General features: G+C 52.1%; 11 protein-coding genes. 9 read left to right on the top strand and 2 right to left on the bottom strand.

Features of this window, described 5'->3' with window-relative positions:
- The first annotated feature begins 12 nt into the window (after positions 1-12).
- The 7 genes from ACJJIO_RS04330 to ACJJIO_RS04300 all read left to right on the top strand — a co-directional run bounded on the left by ACJJIO_RS04330 (position 13) and on the right by ACJJIO_RS04300 (position 9,889).
- Positions 13-717 carry a succinate dehydrogenase iron-sulfur subunit gene (locus ACJJIO_RS04330; protein ID WP_252082928.1) on the top strand — a complete coding sequence of 235 codons (705 nt, stop codon included), beginning with the start codon at positions 13-15 and terminating at the stop codon, positions 715-717.
- 207 nt (positions 718-924) lie between these two features.
- A complete protein-coding gene (locus ACJJIO_RS04325) occupies positions 925-3,753 on the top strand; it encodes a 2-oxoglutarate dehydrogenase E1 component (RefSeq protein WP_252082927.1) in 2,829 nt (942 codons plus the stop codon).
- A gap of 46 nt (positions 3,754-3,799) precedes the next feature.
- Positions 3,800-4,993 (top strand): 2-oxoglutarate dehydrogenase complex dihydrolipoyllysine-residue succinyltransferase, encoded by a 1,194-nt coding sequence (gene odhB / locus ACJJIO_RS04320; protein ID WP_444910253.1) that lies wholly within the window; start codon positions 3,800-3,802, stop codon positions 4,991-4,993.
- A gap of 64 nt (positions 4,994-5,057) precedes the next feature.
- Complete coding sequence (gene lpdA, locus ACJJIO_RS04315; RefSeq protein WP_444910252.1) at positions 5,058-6,500, top strand: dihydrolipoyl dehydrogenase; 1,443 nt, start codon at positions 5,058-5,060, stop codon at positions 6,498-6,500.
- A 162-nt stretch (positions 6,501-6,662) separates the two neighbouring features.
- A complete protein-coding gene (gene sucC / locus ACJJIO_RS04310) occupies positions 6,663-7,829 on the top strand; it encodes an ADP-forming succinate--CoA ligase subunit beta (RefSeq protein ID WP_252082922.1) in 1,167 nt (388 codons plus the stop codon).
- A 2-nt stretch (positions 7,830-7,831) separates the two neighbouring features.
- Positions 7,832-8,704 carry a succinate--CoA ligase subunit alpha gene (gene sucD, locus ACJJIO_RS04305; RefSeq protein WP_020412684.1) on the top strand — a complete coding sequence of 291 codons (873 nt, stop codon included), beginning with the start codon at positions 7,832-7,834 and terminating at the stop codon, positions 8,702-8,704.
- Between the two features lie 465 nt (positions 8,705-9,169).
- The gene (locus ACJJIO_RS04300; RefSeq protein WP_444884077.1) at positions 9,170-9,889 is read left to right on the top strand and encodes a M12 family metallopeptidase; all 720 of its coding nucleotides are present in this window, start codon (positions 9,170-9,172) and stop codon (positions 9,887-9,889) included.
- A gap of 176 nt (positions 9,890-10,065) precedes the next feature.
- On the opposite strand, the gene ACJJIO_RS04295 is transcribed toward ACJJIO_RS04300, so the two are convergent.
- Together ACJJIO_RS04295 and ACJJIO_RS04290 are read right to left on the bottom strand one after the other, a co-directional pair.
- Positions 10,066-11,439 (bottom strand): MATE family efflux transporter, encoded by a 1,374-nt coding sequence (locus tag ACJJIO_RS04295; RefSeq protein WP_444902906.1) that lies wholly within the window; start codon positions 11,437-11,439, stop codon positions 10,066-10,068.
- Positions 11,440-11,451: 12 nt separating this feature from the next.
- Entirely contained in the window at positions 11,452-12,015 is a 564-nt protein-coding gene (locus ACJJIO_RS04290; RefSeq protein ID WP_444902905.1) for a DUF2239 family protein, read from the bottom strand.
- A gap of 256 nt (positions 12,016-12,271) precedes the next feature.
- Between ACJJIO_RS04290 and mtnP the strand changes: the two genes are divergently transcribed.
- Positions 12,272-13,171: an S-methyl-5'-thioadenosine phosphorylase gene (mtnP, locus tag ACJJIO_RS04285; RefSeq protein ID WP_444902904.1), complete on the top strand. Its 900-nt coding sequence runs from the start codon at positions 12,272-12,274 to the stop codon at positions 13,169-13,171.
- A 5-nt stretch (positions 13,172-13,176) separates the two neighbouring features.
- Positions 13,177-14,124, top strand: a complete 948-nt coding sequence (gene arsS / locus ACJJIO_RS04280; protein WP_444900096.1) for an arsenosugar biosynthesis radical SAM (seleno)protein ArsS — start codon at positions 13,177-13,179, stop codon at positions 14,122-14,124.
- Positions 14,125-14,132: the final 8 nt, after the last annotated feature.

The raw sequence follows: 14,132 nt of genomic DNA, 5'->3' as shown, positions 1-14,132 counted from the left end.
GCGGAATAGAGTATGTTGAAAGTAAGCATTTACCGTTACAACCCGGAAACTGATAAAGCGCCTTACATGCAGGACTACCAGCTCGACACTCAGGGCAAGGACCTGATGGTGTTGGACGTGTTGGAGTTGCTCAAGGCTCAGGATCCGACCCTGTCCTTCCGCCGCTCCTGCCGTGAAGGTGTGTGTGGTTCCGACGGTATGAATATTTCCGGCCGCAATGGCCTGGCGTGCACTACGCCACTGTCTGAAGCTGCCCCCAAGGGTAAACTGATTCTGCGTCCGCTGCCGGGCCTGCCTGTGATTCGCGACCTGGTTGTGGATATGGAACAGTTCTACGAGCAGTACAAAAAGATTGAGCCGTATCTGCAGAATGACACTCCGGCACCGGCGATTGAGCGCCTGCAGTCCCCAGAGGATCGCGAAAAGCTCGATGGTCTGTACGAGTGTATCCTGTGTGCCTGCTGCTCCACCGCCTGTCCGTCCTTCTGGTGGAACCCGGACAAGTTTATCGGTCCGGCCGGCCTGCTACAGGCTTACCGCTTCCTGGCGGATAGCCGCGACCTGGCCACTGACGAACGTCTATCCAACCTGGACGACCCCTTCAGTGTGTTCCGTTGTCACGGTATTCAGAACTGTGTCAACGTATGTCCTAAGGGTTTGAATCCGACTCGCGCCATTGGCCATATTCGCAATATGCTGCTGACGCGTGCTGTATAGGGATTAATGAAGGCTGCAAAGCAGTCTTCAGGGCTCACCTTTGGTGGGCCCGGTGCCAGGTAGGGCGCTTATCTAATACAAAAGCCGGCTCCGGTCGGTATTAAATTAAAAAGGGGAGGTGGCTTTGTGCGCCTCCCCTTTTGTGAGTGAAGGAAAGCGCAGTGGCTGTAGCGATGAGAGTCCACTGCAATCGAGGTAGGCATCAAAATGCACGAAAGTACCATGGAGCAGCTGTGGCGTAGCTCCCATATCTCCGGGGGCAATGCTGCCTATGTGGAGGAGCTTTACGAGACCTATCTGCACGACCCCAACGGTGTACCGGAGGAGTGGCGCAATTACTTCGACAGCCTCCCCCGTGTTGAGGGCAGCAGCGATGTCTCTCACGCCGCAGTGCGCCAGCACTTCGAGCTGCTCAGCAAACACCGCGCGCGCCCAGTAGCGGCGCCAGGTTCCGGCTCCGTCAATATCGAACACGAGCGCAAGCAGATTAAAGTTCTGCAGCTGATCGATTCCTATCGCCATCGCGGCCATAAGAAAGCGACCCTGGACCCGCTCGGCCTGATGGCCCGCGAGCAGGTGCCCGATTTACAGTTGAGCTACCACGGCCTGACTGAGGGTGATTTCGATACCACCTTCAATACCGGTAGCCTGTTCCTTGGCAAAGAAGAGGCGACCCTGCGTGAGATCGTAGAGGGGTTGGAGCGCACCTACTGTGGCAATCTGGGTGCAGAGATCATGCATCTCTCCAATCTGGAAGAGCAGCAGTGGTTTCAGCAGCGCCTGGAGCGCAGCCAGTCCAAGGCCAACTTCGGCACCGATATCCAGATTGAAATCCTGCAGCGCTTGTCTGCAGCAGAGGGCCTGGAGCGCCATCTGGATTCCAAATACCCGGGTACCAAGCGCTTTGGTGTCGAGGGTGGTGAGAGTCTGATCCCGATGATGGACGCCCTGATCCGCCGCTCCGGTACCTACGGGGTGAAGGAAATCGTGATCGGCATGGCCCACCGCGGCCGTCTGAATACCCTGGTGAATATCCTCGGTAAAAACCCATCGGACCTGTTCGAAGAGTTCGAGGGCAAGAAAACTCTGGATACCTCTGGCGACGTGAAATACCACCAGGGCTTCTCCTCCAACGTAATGACTCCCGGTGGTGAAGTACACCTGGCGCTGGCCTTTAACCCGTCGCACCTGGAAATCAGTGCGCCTGTGGTGGTTGGCTCTGTACGCGCTCGCCAGGACCGTCGTAAAGACGGGACTGGTGAGAAAGTAATGCCGATTAACATCCACGGCGACGCGGCTTTTGCCGGTCAGGGTGTGGTGCAGGAAACCCTGCAGATGTCTCAGACCCGCGGTTACTACACCGGTGGTACTGTGCACATCGTACTGAACAACCAGGTGGGCTTTACCACCAGCAAGCGCGAAGACGCTCGCTCCACTGAGTACTCTACCGATCCGGCCAAGATGATCGATGCGCCGGTGCTGCACGTAAACGGCGACGACCCGGAAATGGTCGTATTGGCCGCGCTGCTGGCGGTGGACTACCGCTACGAATTTAAGAAAGACATCGTTATCGATTTGGTTTGCTACCGTCGTCGCGGCCATAACGAGACCGATGATCCCTCTGGTACCCAGCCGCTGATGTACCAGACTATTCGCAAGCATAAAACTACCCGTACCCTCTACTCCGAGAAGCTGGTGGGTGAGGGCATTCTCGATAAGGCTGCTGCGGATAAACTGGCCAACGACTACCGCGATAAACTCGATGCGGGTGAGGACGTGGCCACTGGCTTGGTGAAGCAGCCGGACTCCTCCATGTTTGTAGATTGGAGCCCCTACCTGGGCCACGACTGGCAAGTAGCTGCAGATACTGGCTATGCGCTGCCGAAATTGCAGGATGTGGCCAACCGTATGACCGCTGTGCCCGATGGCATTGTGATGCAGCGCCAGGTCTCCAAGATTTACGATGACCGCCGCAAGATGGCCGGTGGCGCACTGCCCTTGAACTGGGGCATGGCGGAAACCTTGGCTTATGGCACTTTGCTGGAAGAGGGCTTTATGGTCCGCTTTACCGGTGAGGATGTGGGTCGCGGAACCTTCTCCCACCGTCACGCGGTGATTCACAGCCAGAAAGATGGCCAGAGCTATGTGCCTTTGCAGCATATGTTCGAAGACCAGCCGCCTTTCTACATCTACGACTCGCTGCTGTCTGAAGAGGCAGTGTTGGCGTTTGAATACGGCTACGCCACCACTACACCAAAATCCCTGGTGGTTTGGGAGGCTCAGTTCGGTGATTTCGCCAATGGTGCCCAGGTAGTAATCGACCAGTTCATCACTTCCGGTGAGCACAAGTGGGGCCGTATGTGCGGCCTGGTAATGCTGCTGCCGCACGGCTACGAAGGCCAGGGTCCGGAGCATTCCTCCGCACGTCTAGAGCGCTTTATGCAGCTATGTGCCGAGCACAATATCCAGGTGTGTAATGCCACTACTCCGGCACAGATCTTCCACTTGCTGCGTCGTCAGGCGGTACGCCCGATGCGTCGTCCGCTGGTGATTATGAGCCCGAAATGGATTTTGCGTCACAAGCTGGCCACCTCCAGCCTGGAAGAGCTGGCCGAAGGCCGCTTCCATAACGTGATCCAGGACCAGGGCGTAGACCCAGAAAAAGTGAAACGCTTGGTGTTGTGCTCCGGCAAGGTTTACTACCACCTGCTGGAAGCCCGTATGGAGCGTGAGCAGGAAGATGTTGCGTTCGTGCGAATCGAACAGCTGTACCCATTCCCAGACGAAGAGTTTGTGGAAGCGGTATCCGCATTCAAGAAGATCAAGAGTGTTGCCTGGTGTCAGGAAGAGCCCATGAACCAGGGCGCCTGGTACTCCAGCCAGCACCACTTGCGTCGTCTCCTGTCGGAAACCCATCCGAAGCTGGATCTGGAATACGTGGGCCGCGCCCCATCCGCAGCACCTGCGGCAGGCTATATGTCCACGCACCTTGAAGAACAGAATAAGTTCATCAACGAGGCGCTGACCGTCAAGTAACCGGCGGCAGTAATAAGTGAAGAGTCAATCTCAGGAAACAGAAAAAATGACGATCGAGATTAAAGCGCCAACTTTCCCTGAATCTGTTCAGGACGGAACTGTCGCCACCTGGCATAAACAACCCGGTGAAGCTGTGTCCCGCGATGAACTGATCGTGGACATCGAGACCGATAAAGTTGTGCTGGAAGTTGTTGCACCTGCCGATGGTGCGCTGACTGAAATCATCAAGGGGGAGGGCGATACCGTCCTCTCCAATGAAGTGATTGCCAAGTTTGAAGCGGGCGCTGGCGCGGCCGCTGCCCCGGTGGCAGAAAAAGCAGAAGCTCCGGCTGCCGAAGCGGCTGCCCCCGCTGCTGGCGACAAAATTGCCATGCCATCCGCCAAGAAAATGGCCGCTGAGAAGGGTGTCGATCTGGCGGGTGTTGAAGGCACTGGCAAGGGTGGCCGTGTTCTCAAAGAAGACGTAATGAAGGCGGGCACTGCGCCCGCCGCTGCTGCTCCCGCCGCTGCTGCCGAAGTGGCTGTTGCTCCGGGCGAGCGCGTGGAGAAGCGTGTTCCTATGACCCGCATGCGCAAGCGTATTGCTGAACGCCTGCTGGATGCCTCCCAGTCCACCGCCATGCTCACCACCTTTAACGAGGTGAACATGAAGCCGGTCATGGACCTGCGCAAGAACTACAAAGACTTGTTCGAAAAAACCCACAACGGCACTCGTCTGGGCTTTATGGGCTTCTTCGTGAAAGCTGCGGTAGAAGCGTTGAAGCGCTACACCGCGGTGAACGCGTCTATCGATGGTAACGATATCGTTTACCACGGTTACCAGGATATCGGTGTAGCGGTTTCCTCTCCGAAAGGCCTGGTTGTACCGATTCTGCGCAATGCGGAAAACATGGGCCTGGCGGATATGGAAAACAATATCCGCGATCTGGGTGTTCGCGCCCGCGATGGTAAATTGTCTATCGAAGAGATGACTGGCGGTACCTTCACCATTACCAACGGTGGTGTATTCGGCTCCCTGCTGTCCACTCCGATCCTGAACCCGCCGCAAACCGCAATTCTGGGTATGCACAAAATTCAGGAGCGCCCGATGGCGGTAAATGGCAAGGTGGAAATCCTGCCGATGATGTACCTGGCGCTGTCCTATGACCACCGTCTGATCGACGGTAAAGAAGCGGTTGGCTTCCTGGTAGCGATCAAGGAAATGATCGAAGATCCAGCGCGTATCTTGCTCGAAGTTTAAAAAATAAGTTCTGGGGCCTGCGGGCCCCTCGATCACACTGCATTAGAAATATCTGGAACTGATCATGTCGGAAAAATTTGACGTAATCGTAATCGGCTCTGGTCCTGGTGGTTATGTCGCTGCCATCCGTGCCGCTCAGCTGGGCCTGAAGACTGCTTGTATTGAAAAGTGGAAAAACAAGGAAGGTAAATACGTTAACGGCGGTACCTGCCTGAACGTAGGTTGTATTCCCTCCAAGGCACTGCTGGACAGCTCCTGGAAGTACCACGAGGCCAAAGATGCTCTCGACGTGCACGGCATTGAAGTCGGCAAGGTCAAGATGGATGTGAGCAAGATGATCGAGCGCAAGGGCGAGATCGTTAAGAAACTGACCGGCGGCGTAGCTGGCCTGTTCACCGCCAATAAAGTGACCTCCATTTTCGGTACCGGTAAACTGCTGGCCAACAAGAAAGTGGAAGTGACCGACGACGAAGGCAACAGCACTGTCTACGAAGCCGAAAATGTCATTCTGGCTTCCGGTTCTGTACCGGTAAACATTCCCCCGGCTCCGGTGGACAATAAAATTATTGTCGATTCCACCGGCGCTCTGGAATTCTCTGAAACGCCCAAGCGTTTGGGCGTTATCGGTGCCGGCGTTATCGGTCTGGAACTGGGTTCAGTATGGAATCGCCTGGGCTCCGAAGTCGTTGTTCTGGAAGCGATGGATAAGTTCCTGGCGATCATGGACCAACAGGTTGCCAAAGAATCCCAGAAGATCTTCAAGAAGCAGGGCCTGGATATCCGCCTCGCTTGCCGTGTAACCGGTTCTGAAGTGAAGGGCGAGGAAGTGGTTGTTACTTACCAGGACAAGGATGGTAAAGAGCACCAGGAAACTTTCGACAAGCTGATCGTCTGCGTTGGCCGTCGTCCTTACACCGAAGGCCTGTTGACTGAAGATGCCGGCGTGAAGATGGACGAGCGTGGATTTATCTACGTTAACGACCTGTGCATGACTTCTGCACCGGGCGTATGGGCGATCGGTGACGTGGTACGCGGTCCGATGCTGGCGCACAAGGCTTCTGAAGAAGGTGTTGTAGTCGCTGAGCGCATCGCCGGCCAGAAGCCAATGATGAACTACGACGTGATCCCCAACGTTATTTACACTCACCCGGAAATCGCTGCGGTTGGTCGCACCGAAGAGCAGGTGAAGGCCGATGGCGAGCCTTACAACGTAGGTAGCTTCCCGTTTGCGATCAACGGTCGCGCTATGGCTGCCAACGATACCCAGGGCTTTGTGAAAATCATCGCTCACGCGGAAACTGACCGTGTACTGGGTGCCCACATCGTTGGCCCGTCTGCTGCCGATCTGGTTCAGCAAGTGGCGATCGCGATGGAATTCGGCTCCAGCGCCGAAGATATCGGTATGACCGTATTCGCACACCCGACTCTGTCTGAGACCGTGAAAGAAGCGGCATTGGGCGTGAACGGTCATGCGATTCACACCGTAAATCGCAAGAAGCGCAAGTAAGAAGTTTTTTCGATATCGGGGCACTAATTATTGATTAATTAGCGCCCCGGTTTCATTTGCGGAATTCAAAATTTGCAACGACGGAAATTTTGAGTTTTGTCTTTCAGGTGCAGAGAGATCTGCAATTAATAAACACATTTCACATGTGAATTGGTATTGACTATGAACTTGCATGAGTATCAGGGCAAACAACTGTTTGCGGCATACGGATTGCCGGTTTCCAAAGGCATTGCAGCGGAAACCCCGGCAGCGGCAGTAGCAGCGGCTGACGAAATTGGCGGTGATAAGTGGGTAGTAAAGGCCCAGGTACACGCTGGTGGCCGCGGTAAGGCTGGCGGAGTAAAGCTGGTAGATTCCAAGGCAGAAATTGAAGAGTTTGCCAAGAAGTGGCTGGGCGAGCGCCTGGTAACTTACCAAACAGACGAAAATGGCCAGCCTGTTTCCCGTATCCTGGTTGAAAGCTGCACCGACATTGACCAAGAACTGTACCTTGGCGCCGTTGTTGACCGCTCCACCCGTCGTATCGTTTTCATGGCTTCCACCGAAGGCGGCGTTGAGATCGAGAAAGTAGCGGAAGAGACTCCAGAAAAAATCCTGAAAGCCACCATCGACCCGCTGGTAGGCGCTCAGCCTTACCAGGCGCGCGAGCTGGCTTTCAAACTGGGCCTGAACCCGACTCAGGTGAAGCAGTTCACCAAGATCTTCCTCGGCCTGGCGAAAATGTTCGAAGAAAAAGATCTGGCCCTGCTTGAGATCAACCCACTGGTAATTACTACCGAAGGCAACCTGCACTGCCTGGACGCCAAAGTGGTAATCGACAGCAACGCGCTGTACCGCCACGCGGACCTGCGCGAAATGCACGATCCTTCCCAGGAAGATTCCCGTGAAGCGCACGCTGCCAAGTTCGACCTGAACTACGTAGCTCTCGATGGCAACATCGGTTGCATGGTAAACGGTGCTGGTCTGGCCATGGGTACCATGGACATCGTAAACCTGCACGGCGGCAAGCCAGCTAACTTCCTGGACGTTGGCGGCGGCGCGACCAAAGAGCGCGTTGTTGAAGCGTTCAAGATCATCTTGTCTGACGAGAACGTAAAAGCCGTACTGATCAACATCTTCGGTGGTATCGTTCGCTGTGACATGATCGCCGAAGGCGTTGTGGGCGCAGTAAAAGAAGTTGGCGTTAAAGTACCGGTTGTTGTACGCCTGGAAGGTAACAACGCAGACCTGGGCGCCAAGGTTCTGAGCGACAGTGGCCTGAACATTATCGCGGCGACCAGCCTGACCGATGCGGCTCAGCAAGTGGTTAAAGCTGCGGAGGGTAAATAATCATGTCAGTATTGATTAACAAAGACACTAAAGTAATCTGCCAGGGCTTCACCGGCTCCCAGGGTACTTTCCACTCCGAGCAAGCGATTGCTTACGGCACCAAGATGGTTGGTGGTGTAACTCCGGGTAAAGGCGGCCAGACTCACCTGGGCCTGCCAGTATTCGATACCGTTAAAGAAGCGGTAGAGAAGACCGGCGCTGAAGCTTCCGTAATTTACGTACCTGCGCCTTTCTGTAAGGACTCCATTCTGGAAGCGGCCAACGCTGGTATTAAGCTGATTGTTTGTATCACCGAAGGTATCCCGACTCTGGATATGCTCGACGCTAAAGTGAAGTGCGACGAGTTGGGCGTGCGCCTGATCGGCCCGAACTGCCCGGGTGTTATCACTCCGGGTGAGTGCAAGATCGGTATTATGCCGGGTCACATCCACAAGCCGGGTAAAGTGGGCATCGTTTCCCGTTCCGGCACTCTGACCTATGAAGCGGTTAAGCAAACTACCGACTACGGCTTTGGCCAGTCCACTTGTGTGGGCATCGGTGGCGACCCCATCCCGGGCTCCAACTTCATCGATATCCTGGAAATGTTCCAGAACGATCCGCAGACCGAAGCGATTGTTATGATCGGTGAGATCGGTGGTACTGCTGAAGAAGAAGCCGCTGCTTACATCAAGGAAAATGTTACTAAGCCTGTAGTTTCCTACATCGCTGGTGTAACTGCTCCTCCCGGCAAGCGTATGGGTCACGCGGGCGCGATCATCTCCGGTGGTAAAGGCACCGCTGACGAGAAGTTCGCTGCTCTGGAAGACGCTGGTGTTAAAACCGTGCGCTCCCTGGCTCAGATCGGCGACGCTCTGAAGGAAGTTACTGGCTGGTAAGTAATTACTAGCTGGCTAGCACAAAAAAAGGCCACCCTTTGGGTGGCCTTTTTTGTTTATTAAACTCAACCGTCATCCTAATTCCGTGCCAATCTTTCCCTTGGCTTCTTTTGTTGCCAGATTAATTTCGCTGCGCAGCCATTTTAATTTTCACGCTACTCACTATTTCTGTGCATTTTGCCGATATTTTTCTTCTGCCTTGTGGTTTTTTCATATTTTTTCTTTTTTATGTAATTAAATATTGAATGATATTTATTGTTGTTTGAGAAAGTATCTTATTTTTTATTTTTTCTTGGAGTGTTTTAGGAGTTATTTAATTTTTTCTAGGTGTTGTGAATTTGTTGGGGTATAAATTCCTTGTTGGGATTAAATGCGGAGGTTGGCTTTTAAGAGTCCGGTTGTAAGTTAGATAAAGGATTTATTAACCCTCAAAATAATGACCAAATAATTGTGGAGGTTCACAGCATGGGGCTATCAATAGATAAAAATATTCGAAATATTTCATATAAGCTGGTCTTTAGTGGTTTTTCTTTGGATAGAAATGAGGATGTTGGCGGAGTCTGGCCCAATGGGATCGTTAAATATTACGTACCGAATAATCTTGATGCTGGCTATGTGACGGCGGTTAAGAAAGCCATGTCCCGCTGGGAGTTGTGTATTTATCGGGCGTTTCAGTTTGCGGCGATTAAATTTTTGCAGGTGGGAGCGGCCGGGCAGGGTGTGATTACTATCCGGGATAATGATAGTAGTGCCACCGTAGGTTATACCAATACAACAAATCAGTATTGCGGTGTTAATTGGAGAGGGAATCGGGCTGCGATTGCCTCGCTTCCACATGAAATTGGTCATACCCTGGGATTGGCCCACGAGCATATGCGTTCAGATGCTCCCATGGCAGTGCAGAGCACACTGGACTCTTTACAAGTGCAAACCCGCACCCAGACAATGGCACGCTTTATGACTCATGGCTCGTCATTCGATGGTCAGTCTATCATGATGTACGATGCTCAAGCTCAGGCGCTGGGGGTCAGGGAAAATACCAGGACAGGCGGTTGTAAAATTACCCCCAACCAGGTAAATAATTCAAGTTGGAATCCCAGCGCGGGTGATTTGAATATGCTTTCCTATTTGTATGATGGTAGGCGTCTGACCTTACCAAGATCTTTTGCGATGCCAATGGTGTAGATCAGTTCGTTGCTGCAAAGGTGGCTTAAAAAAGGGAGTCAGTATCTCCCTTTTTTACTTTTTTATTTTCTTCTCTAACCGTACCCTCTAAATTTCTAGCTCTTTAGGCTTAAGCGCAAAATTTACTAAAAGATAAATTGCATTTTCTATCTGTGCCGCTGAAGTATTCGGTACCGCTAGGTGCTATACAAACCGTATTTGTGACCGTGTGTGCGGCTGCGTTGGTAAAGAATAAAAGCCGTCAGGCTAAGTAGTAATAACTCTGCAATGGGCCCTGCATACCAGATTCCAACTTCACCAACGGCCAGAGGTAGTAGCACTATCAAAGGCAGTAAAAATATATAAGTTTTTGCCAGTCCGAGAATGGCTGCTCGTTTGGCGTCACCAATCGCCTGGAAGAAGGTATTAACCATCATGAGGGGGCCAGCCAAGAAATAAACCAGAGTCATCATTGGCAGGATACGCGCTACTTCTTCAATGATCAGAGGATCGTTAACAAATAGCCCACCTAAAGTGTCTTTAAAAATAATGACAGCTAGTTGAAGCAGCAGGCAGTAGCCGAATGCCGCAGTCAGGGCGATATTGATACTACTATCCATTCGCGACCAGATCTTTGCGCCAGCATTATTTCCAGCCACCGTTTGAAAAGCCTGGCTTAAGCCGAGTAGGGGTAGAAAAATAAAAGTCATAATCCGAGTGGTAATACCGTAGGCGCTAACGGTAGCGTCATAGTTTTCCGCTCCCCATGCCTGTAGGCTGAATATAACTGCCATAGAGGTGAGGGAAACGCCGATATAGCTCAAACTAGCCGGTAAGCCCAAGGACAGAAACTCTCTCCAATATTGTTTCTCATAGGAGAGGCGGATGACCTGTGTATCAATGACTGTTTTTCCGTAATGACGATAGCCGGCCACTATCATCAGGGCGATTGATTGAGCCAATGCTGTTCCATAAGCGGAGCCCGCTACTCCCATTTGAAAATGGGCAATAAAAATATAGTTAAAAACGATATTAAGAAGTATGGAGCTTAAAGAAACTATCGCCATCAACGATAGTTTCCCCTCACAGCGTAATGTGTCGGAGTTTACGGAACCAATAAATAGGGCGGGAGATAGGAAAACAAGAACTGTTAAATAGGTGTAGCCCATATCCGCCAACGGCTGGGAGCCATTGGCTACTAACATCGTCAATTGTTTACCCCCAAGAGTAAACAGCACCATAAGAAGGCCACAAACTAACAGTGCCAAGGTGATTGCCTGAGAGAAAGCCTGTTTTGCCTTATCTGTTTTTCCCGCGCCCAAGAGTCTGGCCTGAACGCTGGAGTAGCCAGCCGATATTAAGGAGGATAGTGCCACTAGCAACATAAACATTGGAAATGTCAGGGTGACAGCTGCCAGTGCGTCAGGGCCTACATACTCCCCCAGGAAATAAGCATCCAGCAGGGTAAAAGAGCCGTTTACCAACATTATAAAAATGATCGGTGCCGCTGTTTTGAAGAAAACCGGTAAAAGTGCACCCTTGAGGAAAATGTTGTCTTGTTGTTCGCTCATATACGATCCCTATTACTTATTTCCACTATGTATCTCTGCAATATCATTAAATTTGGCCAAAACAAAGTGTTTGATTTCTTCTGGCCAGGCTCGGATGGCTTTTTCAAAGCTTACTTTGCTATTTCGATAGAGGGAGCGGCTGGCATCTTCGAAGCCTGGGGCGTCACCAACAACCTGCAGCATAAATCTATCGAGTTGATGCTGGCTTGTGGTGATACGCTCTTCGAGTGAAATATCTTTCTGGGCCTGCTCCACCAGCTTGCGCAGGGTTACGGAGGCTCCGCCTGGTTGCTGTCTCAGCCACTCCCAGTGACGGGGTAACAATGTGACTTCCTTGGAAATGACTCCCAACTTTGGGCGCCCTCGCTTTGCACTGGTAGGTGTTGTGCTGGGCTTCAATCTGGTTAGTACCGTCTCAATATCGCCTTGCCAATCGATCTCGATTCTTTGGCAGTTATCGGTTGAAAAAACCATGGGTTCAAGTGGTGTTTCACGGGATTTTACCTGGCGAACGATCGACTCCAGTGTGCCCCGTGCAATCAGTTGTTGTCGCTCAATGGCTACGTATTCTGGCACAACAAAAGTCTCCTATTAATTTATCCGGGCAAAATAATATTACCCGGGTAAATATAGGCAATCAATTTGTCTATGTACAGCAAAGGTCTCTCGCAAAATCTACTGGTATGTGCTGAAGGACTACTATCGGTGGGATTACCGTGAGTATTTCTGGCTCTAGGTGCGTTCTTAGGGAGTATTTTGCACCCTATCTGGCGATATACAGGGTCATTGCTCAATTCTATACTGCGGAAAAACTAACTACTTAGGAGTGAACATGGCTAGAGCACTGGTTGGTGTGATTGGGGGGAGTGGTCTCTATGAAATGCCGGGGCTGACTGATGTGCAAGAGGTTCAAGTGGAGACCCCATTTGGCCCGACATCGGATCCGATTCTGTGTGGCAAGCTGCAGGGTATCCCGGTTGCCTTTCTCTCCCGCCATGGACGCGGTCATAGGCTGATCCCCTCTGAGGTGCCCTACAGGGCAAATATCCATGGGTTGCGTCAGTTGGGTGTGCGCTATCTGCTCTCTCTCTCTGCGGTTGGCTCTCTGCAGGAGAAGGTCAGGCCACTGGATATGTTGATTCCCGATCAGTTTATCGACATGACGCGCAAGCGTGAGGGCACTTTTTTTGGTGGTGGCGCTGTAGCCCATGTCTCTATGGCAGACCCCGTATGTTCCGCAGTGGCGGATTGTCTGGCGCGGGCCTTTGCTTCCACCCAGGCCGAGCAGCCGGTGCAGTTACATCGGGGTGGTAGTTACTTGTGCATTGAGGGGCCACAGTTCTCAACGCGAGCGGAATCCCATTGGTATCGCAGCATGGGGGCGTCGGTTATTGGTATGACTAATATGCCAGAGGCAAAATTGGCGAGAGAGGCGCAGATTGCCTACGCCACACTCGCAATGGCCACCGATTACGACTGTTGGCACCCTCGTGAGCAAGCGGTTACCGCGGAAGTGGCGATCGCCAATCTGCAGCAAAATGCTGCGCGTGCCCAGTTGATAGCAGCAGAGGCCATTCGATTATTGGGTATGGAGAAACCTGACTCCATTGCCCATACGGCATTGACCAGTGGATTGGTCACACCTGTGGAAACAATGCCGCAGGGCCAGCTCGCTGTAATAAAACCACTGCTTGAACCGACACAATCAGTGTTGGAAGAAGTGGAGCACTGAGACATATGCATGAAACACTGCCGTTACTTGAAATATCTGATTTCCCGGCAATACGCCGCAGTACTATCGAAACCCTGCAGCTCAACATTGGTTATCGCTGTAATCAGTCTTGTGTGCACTGCCATGTAAACGCGGGCCCCAATCGCACGGAAATGATGTCGGATGCAAACCTGGCACTGCTGTTGGAGGTCATTGAGAAGCGCCGTATTCGGAGACTGGATATCACTGGTGGCGCACCGGAATTACATTGGGGGTTTCGCGGCTTGGTCAGTGCTGCACGGGCATTGGGAGTGCAGGTTATTGATCGGTGTAATCTCACAGTTTTGTTCGAGCCAGGCCAGGAAGATACTGCGGAGTTTCTCGCCCGAAATCATGTGGAAGTGGTCGCTTCCCTTCCTTGTTATTCCATGGATAACGTCGATAAACAGCGGGGCAAAGGGGTCTTTGACAAGAGTATTGCCGGTCTGCAAAAGCTCAATGAACTGGGTTATGGCAAGCCAGACAGTGGTTTGCAGTTAAATTTGGTATACAACCCTCAAGGCCCCTTCTTACCCCCAGAGCAGAGTGTCCTGGAGGCGGACTATCGCAGAGAATTGAGAAGGCAATTTAATATTGAGTTCAATCAATTGTTTGCGCTCGCTAATATGCCCATCAAGCGCTTTGGTTCCATGTTGATTTCCAAGGGGCAGTTTAAAGATTATATGACTTTATTACGTGACAGTTATAGCGCTGAAAATCTCGATGGCGTTATGTGTCGCAGCCTGGTGAGTGTTGACTGGCAGGGGAATCTATTCGATTGCGATTTTAATCAGCAGCTAGATATTCCTGTGCCAGGTAGGCCGCACCTGCATGATTTACTCGATGAGAATCTGCAGGGGAGCGCGATTGCAGTGGCAGATCACTGCTATGGCTGTACTGCGGGGCAGGGTAGTAGCTGTGGTGGAGCTCTGTAAGAGGAAAG

The sequence above is a fragment of the Microbulbifer mixtoriginis (SeqCode) genome (genome assembly GCF_052467235.1).
Note: the sequence above shows the minus strand (reverse complement) of the source record. Positions and strands in the feature narration are given on the sequence as shown.